Source organism: uncultured Campylobacter sp., from assembly GCF_938041645.1.
Taxonomy (GTDB): Bacteria; Campylobacterota; Campylobacteria; order Campylobacterales; family Campylobacteraceae; genus Campylobacter_B.
In genome coordinates this window covers 1-9,740 of record NZ_CALIST010000069.1, presented here as the reverse complement: position 1 = coordinate 9,740, position 9,740 = coordinate 1, and the positions used below count along the sequence as shown (strand labels likewise).

The following is a 9,740-nucleotide window of genomic DNA, read 5'->3' as shown; positions in this document are numbered from 1 at the left end:
TTTGTGGCGGGATTTTATCTAAATTTTTCCCTGTTTTGAGTAGAAAATAGGCTTTTAGCTCTTTGTATTCTTTGCTTGTTAATATGCTTGCTTCGATATAATTACCATTGCTCATAAAAATAAGGCTGTCGTTTCCTATGTCAAATCCCAAATTTTTCTTAAATCTAAATATGATTAAGGGCGCAAACGCCAAAAATAAGGAGATCGGCACAATTAAAATTCCATAAGAAATTTTATTTTTAAAAGTTACTACCAAAGATAAAAGGATTATCCACGTAAACGCGACAAAAAATGTTGAAATTTTACCTTTTTCCGTCATTTTTAAAGTGGATGGCCCAAAGGTGCGTTTTATTGCAATTATTTCAGATAAATTTATAGAGTATAGGGTCATTCTCTTTTTCTCTGAATAATATTCGATAACTGAATTTTTAAATTTTATATAGCAGGTGCCAAATTTATCCGAAAGTTCTAGCCAGCGTTTAACGGATCTTGGCGAGTCTTGCCTTGTTCCAAAATCTATGAAATTAAGAAAGTACAGAAATGGCGAATAAAATTTAATCATCTCTATCGAGTTATCTTTTATAATTATCGGCTCTTTGTCGTAATTTCTAGCTTGAGTTTTAAAATTTTGCGAGAGTGTATCAGTGGCACAAGAGAGATCGCTTTGCGATTTTTGTTCAACGACATTCGTAAAATTTCGTTCGCTGGCATTTATAGAATTTTGCCTGCCATCGCTCGTAAATTTTAGCCCGCCGCCCGCCAAATTTCGCTTATCGCAATTTTTATCTTGTAAGAAATCCTTTATATTTTTATCATACCGCGTTTTGCTTATGCCAAACCTAGCAATTTCGTCCTTACGCATTTGGCTCCTCCTTATACGCGCTTGATTTAGATATAACTATCGCGCGAGTTTGCACGCAGAGATCAGCCTTGCACATTTTTTAAAATTTGCAAAATTTCGCTTATCTTTTGTGGATCTTTAATGCCTCGCGCATCCTCCACGCGGCTGTTTAGATCGATAGCGTATGGGCGCAGTGCGAGTGCCTCACGGATATTTTGCGCGCCGATGCCGCCTGCAAGAATAAAAGAGATCGCGCCGCCTTTGGAAGCGGTGCTACACTTATCCGCGCTATCATCTTTTGTGGCACCCAGCTTGCCTACTTCGCCGCCGTCATTTGAAATATTTGGCGCGCCCGCCTCATAGTCGTTTGCGCCGCAATGATCGGAACCCTCCTTCGCGGGCTCTATATTGTTTGACTGAGTAGCAGTACACGCACTGACTTCGTACTCCTCGCTATTCTTTGCATCGCGGCCATAATTTTCTATTGCAGGCTTTGCATCGCTTGATCGGGTGACATCACGCACAATTTTACTAGCCTCGCCATTTTTGGCGGCACGGTGATTGTAGCTTGCTGTGGGCTTTATGCCGCTGTTTTCGACACACTCTGCGTAAAATTTTTCCTCGCCGCAATTCTCGCGGATCGTACTACACTCGAGATCGCCCCTCGCGTCGTCCGCGCTTTGTATTGTGCCGCCCGCGTAGTATTTTTCATCACGCGCCACGCCGTATTGTCCTTCGCAGCTAAGCCCTGCACGTCGCAACAGATCCCAGTCGAAGCTCACGCCGTTACCGCCCAGGCTCGTTCCTTTGGCATCGAATAAAATCCGATCGCAGCTCAAACCCTCAAGCAGCGGAATTTCGGCATCGATGCTTAGCACCTGCCACGCCTCGATGCCCGCTGCGTTGAGGCGCGTTTTAAAGTCCGCGCTTATGCGTCCATAAATTTGAGCGCAGTCTAGCTCGCAAATGCTGCAAATTTTTAAAATTTGCTCTTCGCTTAGGGTTTCCGCATCTAAAATTTCAAAATTTAGATCTTTTATCGAAGCAGACGCGGCGCGGCTTGCGTTTAAATTTACGCTCAAATCGTCGCGCTCGTTTTCATAAAATTTTAAGCCGCCGCTAGTGCCCGCGTAAATTTTATCTTCACAAATTTCTTCGCTGCGAGTTTTGTCGCTAAAATTTTTACATTCGCGCGTGGCGGTGCCGTGTTTTTCGGAGCTCAAAGCAAAAACTCCGACGCACTTTGCGCCATTTTCATGCGCTATATGCGCGATCTCGCGCGCTGTATCTATACTCACGCGGCGCTTGGAGCTTGACACAAAGATTACGCCCAAAAACTCCACCCGCACGCCCGAGTCGTCGCCCAGATTTCGCGAACCGCCGTCGAAATTTTCATCACAATCACAATTCTGCTCACACGTAAAATTTATATGATTTTGTGCGCGGTAGGTGAAATTCTCGCCGTCCTGATTAAAATTTGGCGCAAAATTCTTGCTGCCGGAATTGAAATTTCGCGTAGCATTCTCGACATCCAAATTAAAATTCCGCCTAGAATTTTCGCCGCAAAAATTAGAATTTTTTATTGAGCTCTCGCTACTCGATTGCGGTAAATTTTTGGCGCCGTCCGCGCTCTTTAAATTTGCGCATAAAGCCGAGCTGCATGCTAGCACGGCGCGGGCTTCGGCGGCGCTTTTGATGCCGCAAATTTTGATCTTACTTTTGTACGACATATAAAAATTCCGTCACGTAAAGCTCGCGCGCGTTTAAATTTCTGCTCGCGCGATAGGTCGGATAGCGGATCTCTATCGTGCGCACGGAGCCGATGTGCGCGAGATTTTTTAAAAATTCCGCCTTTGAGATGAAGCCTTCGGAATTAAAAGAGATTATTAAAAATTTCGCCGGAAATTCCGCCAGCAGCGCGAAAAATTCCTCCGCAGCACTTGATTTTTTGTTGTATGCCGAGCGGTTCCAGTCTGCGGGAATTCCAGAGACCTTGCTAAGCCCCGCAGCATTTGGGTGCTTGCCATCGTTTATAAAATCCGTGATCAAATTTAGCATAAAATAGTTTGAGCCGTAGGGGTGCTGATTGTAGGGCGGATCGAAATACGCGACGTCAAGCTGCGAAAAGCGCTCGCGCGCGCTCTGTGCAAAGTGCGCGGCATCCTCTTGAAAGACCGCGCTTTCGCAGGCGAAATTTGAAAGCACGGGCAGGCGCAGAGAAATTTCGCCCATTATGCGAGCTAGCGCGTTTTCGCCGCTGCCGCCGAACTTGCCCACGCCCGCTTTGTCCTTGTAAAAGCCCTTAAAAACGCCGCCCGTGTTTGAGTGGATGCTCGCTTCGCTAAGCAGCGGCGCGGTGAAAAAATCTCGAAATTCTTGCGGAATTTTGCTGATCTGCTCGCAGAGCCCGCCCAAAATCAGGGCGTTTCGGCGCGTGTAAAAAGCACGCTCGCCCGCTTTAATATCCTCATCGTCCTTCGGCGCGTACAGCTCGCTAAAAAAGCTCTCCTTCGGCGTAAAATTTCTTAAAATTTCAGCGTGCAGCTCGCTCAAGTCTCGCCACAGCTCGTCGCTGAAATTTGAAAGATAGCAGGAGTTTATCGCGCGCGAGTAGCCCTCCAGATCGTTTGCGATCACAAGGTTTGAGTGTGCTTTAGCCAGTCGCGCGACGATGCCGCTGCCGCTAAAGACGTCTGCGAAGCTGATCTTGTCCCGCCCAAGCTCCGCCTTAATCTCGCAGATCGCCCGCTCGATCGGCGCTAGCAGCGAGCGCTTGTTGCCCAGATAGCTGATGAGCTGCTCGCTTAAAAACTCCCTCTTTTCGCCGCTAGCCATCTAAGCTCTCGCCCTCACGTAGTTTTCGTAAAATTCCCACGTTTTGCCCGATCTGATCGCCTCTAAAATGAGCGGCTTAGCCTCCGCAGGGCTTGACACGACATCGGCGCAGTATAGCGCAAACATCGCGTTTAGCACGACGATATCAAATTTCGGCCCGCTAAGCTCACCTTTTAAAATTTGCTTTAAAGCTTCGGCATTAGCCTCGCCGTCGCCGCCCTCTATATCGCCGTGAAATGCGCGTTTAAAGCCGAACTGCTCGGGATTTACGCGGTATTCTAAAATTTTGCCGTCTTTGACCTCGTGGATTAGCGTTTCGTCGCACAGGCTGATCTCGTCCATGCCGTCCATGCCGTGCACCACCAGAGCGTGCTTGCGCCCCAAAATCATCAGCGTTTCGGCGATGAGTCCGTTTACTTCCTCCAGATAATTGCCCACGATCTGATTGCTTAGGCTTAAATTTGGATTTAGTAGCGGCCCCATTATATTAAAGACGGTGCCGATTTTTAGGCGGTTGCGAACCTCTTTGACCTCGGCGGTGATTTTGTGAAAAAACGGCGCGTGAAAAAACGCCAGCCCCGTGCGATCTAGCAGCGCTCTAATCTGCGCCAGATCGCTAAGTAGCGGCACGCCCAGAGCGTCCAGCGCATCGGAGCTGCCCGATCTGCTGGTAATCGCGCGGTTGCCGTGCTTGGCGACGCGCACGCCGAAGCTCGCTGCGATAAATGCCACGGTCGTGGAGATATTGATCGTCTTTAGCCTATCACCGCCCGTGCCCACGATGTCAAACATCGGACTCGGATCGTCGTAGGTGATCGAGTATTTTAAGATACTGCGCACGAGCGCCGTGAGGCTGCTTGGATATAGCGACTTTTCGCTGATCAGCACGAGCAGCCCCGCAAGCTGCACGATGTCGTAATCCTGCTCATAAAGCGCCTTGCAAATGACCGCATAATCGTCGCTATCTAGCGGGAAGCCCTTTTGTAGCTTCAACATAAACGGGGCGAAATTTACCACGAGTTTCTCCTTTAAAATTATCTTTTTGCCGTAATTGATGAAATTTTCGATGATCTTTTTGCCGTATTGAGTAAAAAAGCTCTCGGGATGAAATTGAATGCCAAAAACAGGCTTACTTCGGTGCTTCATCGCCATTATAATGCCGTCGTTTTCGCTCTTTGCTAAAATTTCAAACTCGCGCGGCAGCGTAGCTTCGTCCACATAAAGCGAGTGGTAGCGCATAACTTCAAATTTACGTGGCAGGCCGCTAAAAAGCACGCCGTCATTGAAAATTTCGATCGCCGAGCTCTTGCCGTGTAGCGGCACCTCCAGCTGCTTTATCTGCGCACCCGCTGCATATCCGATCGCCTGATGCCCAAGGCACACGCCTAAAATCGGCACGTCCAGATCCGCGCGCAAAATATCCAGGCAGACGCCGCTGTCTTTTGGGTGATTTGGCCCGGGGCTTAGGATTATGTGCGACGGGGCAAGCTCGCGCACCTGCTGCAGCGTTATCTCATCGTTGCGGAAGTAGCGCACCTCCTCGTCGCTTAGCTCCAAAATGTATTGATAAATATTAAAAACGAAGCTGTCGTAATTATCTATCATTAAAATCAAAATTTTATCCTTTTTTAGGGCGTTTGCGCCTCTTTAAAATTCTAAATAGTTCAAATTTAACCGCTTTGCGGCGGCTAAATTTAGCGCCGTTTTAGCGCCGCTGCGGGCTAAATTTAAAATTTCGCCCGCGCCAGCGGCATTACTGCGTCGCGAGCTTGCGCGGCGTTGCAGCCGATATGTATCTCGGCTTTGCGGCGCCGAATGAAGCTAGCCGTTAAATTTAACGTCCTAGCGCCGAAGCCGCTATTAAATTTAGCAGAATCGAACTCCCACCGAAGCAAGCGGCACGCCTGAGCCGATAAACTTAGCATCTAAACTTCCTCGCATAGCTCCTCGATCGCCTTGAGCGGACTTTTGCGCTTTTTGCAGATCTCTGCATATTCGCTCTTTGGCGAGCTGTCGTAAACGATACCCGCGCCCGCTCCGATAAATACGAGATTGTTTAGCCATTCGCAGCCGAAATTCTCCGCGTTAAATTTGGCAGCCTCAAACCGCATCGCGCGGCTAAAGCTCGGCTTGCTTTCTAAATTTAGCGCTCCGCAGCCTACGCGAGCTTTGAAATTTAACGTCGCGTCCCGCTCGCTCGCACGAGCTAAATTTTGCGTCTCGCCGCCGCCCTTTTGCGCTGCGAAATCGCAAAGCTCCGTCGCTTCGGACTTCTCCTCGCCGCAAACAGAGTCTAAATTTAAGTTGGAATTTCGCTTAAAATCCTCGTTCGAGCAGGAATCTCGCTCGCCGCGATTTACGAAGATCGCCGAGCGAATCAAGATCGCCTGCATCACGTCGCCGTTAAAGCGCCAAAACCCGATTCCGCCGCCGTATATGCCGCGCTCGTAGCGCTCCAGCTCGTTTATGATCTGCATCGCGCGGATCTTCGGGCTACCGCTTAGCGTGCCCGCAGGAAAGATAGTGCCGAGTACCTCAAACGCGCTTACCCCGCGCGGCTTGCTGCCGTAAACCTCGCTTACGATGTGCATCACGCTTTCGTAGCGCACGACGCGCATCGCGTTTTGCACCCGCACCGAGGCTGGCGCGGCGAATTTGCCGATGTCGTTGCGAGCTAGATCGATCAGCATCCGATGCTCCGCAAGCTCCTTTTCGTCGCTTAAAAGCTCGCGCTCAAGCGCCGCGTCCGCTTCGGCATTCGCGCCTCTGCTGCGGGTGCCCGCGATGGGAGCAACGAAAATTTCGTCCTTTTTGATTTCCATAATGAGCTCGGGACTGGAGCCCGCGACGCAGCCGTACGGCGTCGGGAAGTGAAACATATAGGGGCTTGGATTGTTCTTTTTGAGTCGCTCGTAAAAGTCCAAGCTGCCGAGATTCGTGCCGATTTTTAAAATTTCGCCCAGCACGACCTGAAACACGTCGCCGCTTTTTATCTTTTCTTTTGCAGCCTCGACCATTGCGCTAAAATGCGACTCCTCGACGCCCAGATCGGTTAAAATTTTAAATTTAAGCTCTTTTTTACGCGGCGCGGGCTCAGACGCGCCTTGCGATTTCGATCCGCCTTTTATAGCGGCGTCCGCTCTTGCAGCACTCTGCGGCGTGCCTGCTGTTTCGACGGCGGCCTGTTGTGAAGCCTGCGAGCTAAGCCCGCGCAGGCTTTCGTAAATTTCGGCGTCTTTGCCGTAAAAATCGTAAATTTTGCTGATTTTATCGTAGTGCAGGTAGTTTGCGGCATCGGCGTAAAAAAACGGCGGGAAGTCATACAGCGCCTGCTTCGGTGCGCCGATATTTTCGAACGCGCGCACGATGTTATATCCCAAAACGCCGAAAAGCCCGGCAAAGTTTGCGTTTTTAAACTCGCTTGCGCCCGCTTTCGCGCTTTTTATCTCATCAAATTTAAGCTTTAGCGCCTCAAAGCTCATCTTAAATCCGTCGAAATAATCGCAATCGATACCGATGATGACCTGCCTGTCGTCCTCTGCGAGGTAGCTTTGCGGATGCGTCTTTAAAATTTCGCGGTAGTAAAACAGCGGCTCTTCTAAAAGCATTTTCGTCCTTGGAATTTTTAGCGCCATTATACGCTGCTTAGCTTAAATTTGAGCGGGCGGCGCGAGCCTAGGCGGGCTTAATGCAAGCAAAATTTTAGTAAAATTAGCAAATTTTAAGGAGAGCGTATGAAAATTTTATTTTCCCCAAGCGAAATGAAAAGCGAGCAAAGCGGCGGCACGCGCATTTGCGAGCAAAATTTCATCTTTGCAGATCTTTACGAAAAGCGTCTGCAGATGCTGCGCGCCTACGCGGAGTTTACGGAGGGGGCGAGCGAGGCGGAGCTTTGCAAACTTTTCGGACTGAAAAAATGGGACGCCGCCCTGCGCGAAAATATCTTTGAAAAAGGCTGCGCGAAGGCGCTTTTACGCTACACGGGTACCGCGTATCGCGCGCTGGGCTATGCGTCGCTAAGCCCCGGCGCACAGGAGTTTGCGGAGCGAAATACGATAATTTTTTCAAATCTTTTCGGCCCCGTGCTGGGCGGCGACGCACTGCCGAACTACAAGCTCAAGCAGGGCGAAAAATTTGGCGGCATAGACGCGGCGAAATTTTATCGCGACGGCTTCTCCGCCGCGATGGATCGGTATCTGGCAGATGAGTGCGTCGTGGATCTGCGCGCGGGATTTTACGAGAAATTTTATGAGATGAAGCACGAATATCTGAGTTTTAGTTTCATCAAAGGCGGCAAGGTGCTGAGCCACTACGCCAAGGCTTGGCGCGGTAAGGTGTTGCGCGAAATAGCCCTAGCAGGCGTTTGCAGCGAGGCGGAGGTGCTTGCACTGCGATTGGGCGGCGCTTCCGTGCTCGAGATCAAACAGATCGGGCTAAAAAAGGAGATCGTGCTGGAAATTTCATAAGGCGCAAAATCCGCTCGGAGAAATTTACGATCAAGTTTGCAGGTCTAATGCGGATTTTGCATAAAATTTAGCCCGAACAATTTGCCGCGAGTTCAAATCCCACGCCATATCCAAAGCAATTTTACCCCGAGAAATTTGCGGGCGGAATTTTATCGCGAGGATTTTGCGGCGGCGGCTTTTTGGTCTTTTGGCGAGCCTTGGGCGGCTTTGAGCGAGCTTTTAGCGGCGAAATTTCGCCGTAAGGTTTTTTTAGAGTAAAATTCGCGCTCTTCGCGTTTGTGTGCTTCGCATAAAATTTTATGCCGATCTTGTCGTGACTTTTGCACCGCTTTTACGGCGATTTTTAGAATACGGAGCGCAGAAATTTCGCCGCAGAATTTTGTCTAAAATTTTACTTTGCGGAATTTTGCCGTATAAAATCCTGTCGAAAATTTAATCGCGGCAAAAATACTGCGTCACGATCTAAATGTAAAATTTTAATCCAAATTTACGCCAAACCGTCGTAGTCTAGGCGCAAAATTATGATCTAAATTTTATACTTCGAAGCCGCAACACAAACAAATGCAGATTGAGCTAGCCCCGTATAAAATTTTAAGCCGAAATTATGGCTTGCATTCTGTTGCGATAAAATTTTGAGCCAAAATTTGAGACATAAATTTCAAGCTAAAATTCTGTGCCCTGAAATCTCGCGCTTTAGAATCCCAGAAATTTCCAAATTTAGCAAATCCCTCACATAAAATTTCAAACCGAAATCCCGCGATCAAAATTCCCCGCCTCAAAATCCCGCAAATTTCCCGCTTCCAAATCTAAAAATTCCGCAAATTTAGCAAGCTTTAAATTTTAAAGCTATAAACTTCGCTTCAAATTTTAAGGATCAAAAATGCTAGAACTCCCCTTTGTCGGCGTCGTCGTGGGCTTCATATCGGGCTTTTTCGGTATCGGTGGCGGCACGGTCGTAATGCCCGTGATGATGGCTCTGGGATACGACGTCAAGACCGCCGCGGGCATCTCGGTGATGCAGATGTTCATCGTCTCGCTTTTTGGCTCATATCTGAACTACCGCGCGGGCAAGCTTCGACTAGATAGCGGCATCGCGGTGGGGCTCGGAGGGCTATGCGGCGCGAGCATATCGGGCTTCATCGTAAAATACTCGCCAGAAATCGTGCTTGAGATCGGTCTTTTGCTGACGCTTGCGATCTCCTTTCTCAAGCTCTTTAGCACGAACGTAACAAGCGGCGGCAACGCCAATCCCCACGGCGCGGTGCTGTTTTTCATCGGCTTTGCTATCGGCGCGATCGCGCTTAGCATGGGCGTGGGCGGCGCGGTATTTCTAACGCCCGTATTGGTCGGATTTTTGGGCGTCGATATCAAAAGAGCGGTCTGCATGGGGCTATTTTTTATCGTTTTCGGCTCATTTAGCGCGCTTTTGAGCCTTTCGTACAACGGCCATGTGGATTACGAACGCGGCGCACTGCTAGCCGTGGGCGGGCTTTTGGGCGTGTATTTCGGCACCTCTCAGGCTCGCCGTGCAAAGCGCGAAACTCAGAAAAAATGGCTGCTCGTCCTTTATGTCGTGCTATTTGCGCTGGCGCTAAAAA

General features: G+C 49.2%; 8 protein-coding genes. 2 read left to right on the top strand and 6 right to left on the bottom strand.

The window, feature by feature from the left end:
- The 6 genes from Q0600_RS10040 to Q0600_RS10015 all read right to left on the bottom strand — a co-directional run.
- A partial coding sequence (locus Q0600_RS10040; RefSeq protein ID WP_298759895.1) for a hypothetical protein occupies positions 1–862 on the bottom strand: 862 nt, incomplete at its 3' end.
- A gap of 62 nt (positions 863–924) precedes the next feature.
- The gene (locus tag Q0600_RS10035; RefSeq protein WP_298759892.1) at positions 925–2,571 is read right to left on the bottom strand and encodes a hypothetical protein; all 1,647 of its coding nucleotides are present in this window, start codon (positions 2,569–2,571) and stop codon (positions 925–927) included.
- The gene (locus Q0600_RS10030) at positions 2,555–3,676 is read right to left on the bottom strand and encodes a DNA adenine methylase (protein WP_298759890.1); all 1,122 of its coding nucleotides are present in this window, start codon (positions 3,674–3,676) and stop codon (positions 2,555–2,557) included. Before Q0600_RS10030 ends, Q0600_RS10035 begins: the two co-directional genes overlap by 17 nt.
- Positions 3,677–5,290, bottom strand: a complete 1,614-nt coding sequence (trpD, locus tag Q0600_RS10025; RefSeq protein ID WP_298759887.1) for an anthranilate phosphoribosyltransferase — start codon at positions 5,288–5,290, stop codon at positions 3,677–3,679.
- 113 nt (positions 5,291–5,403) lie between these two features.
- On the bottom strand, positions 5,404–5,601 hold the full coding sequence (locus Q0600_RS10020; RefSeq protein ID WP_298759884.1) for a hypothetical protein: 198 nt from the start codon (positions 5,599–5,601) through the stop codon (positions 5,404–5,406).
- Positions 5,602–7,284, bottom strand: a complete 1,683-nt coding sequence (locus Q0600_RS10015; protein ID WP_298759882.1) for an anthranilate synthase component I family protein — start codon at positions 7,282–7,284, stop codon at positions 5,602–5,604. It lies immediately after the preceding gene.
- A 126-nt stretch (positions 7,285–7,410) separates the two neighbouring features.
- Between Q0600_RS10015 and yaaA the strand changes: the two genes are divergently transcribed.
- Together yaaA and Q0600_RS10005 are read left to right on the top strand one after the other, a co-directional pair.
- Positions 7,411–8,142 carry a peroxide stress protein YaaA gene (yaaA, locus tag Q0600_RS10010; protein ID WP_298759879.1) on the top strand — a complete coding sequence of 244 codons (732 nt, stop codon included), beginning with the start codon at positions 7,411–7,413 and terminating at the stop codon, positions 8,140–8,142.
- An 880-nt stretch (positions 8,143–9,022) separates the two neighbouring features.
- Positions 9,023–9,740 (top strand): sulfite exporter TauE/SafE family protein (locus Q0600_RS10005; protein WP_298759876.1); only part of this gene is annotated, 718 nt, incomplete at its 3' end.

Coding starts and splice junctions, on each gene's coding strand:
- Q0600_RS10035 (WP_298759892.1), bottom strand. CDS start 2,571: ATGTCGTACAAAAGTAAGATCAAAATTTGCGGCATCAAAAGCGCCGCC.
- yaaA (WP_298759879.1), top strand. CDS start 7,411: ATGAAAATTTTATTTTCCCCAAGCGAAATGAAAAGCGAGCAAAGCGGC.
- Q0600_RS10020 (WP_298759884.1), bottom strand. CDS start 5,601: ATGCTAAGTTTATCGGCTCAGGCGTGCCGCTTGCTTCGGTGGGAGTTC.
- Q0600_RS10015 (WP_298759882.1), bottom strand. CDS start 7,284: ATGCTTTTAGAAGAGCCGCTGTTTTACTACCGCGAAATTTTAAAGACG.
- Q0600_RS10030 (WP_298759890.1), bottom strand. CDS start 3,676: ATGGCTAGCGGCGAAAAGAGGGAGTTTTTAAGCGAGCAGCTCATCAGC.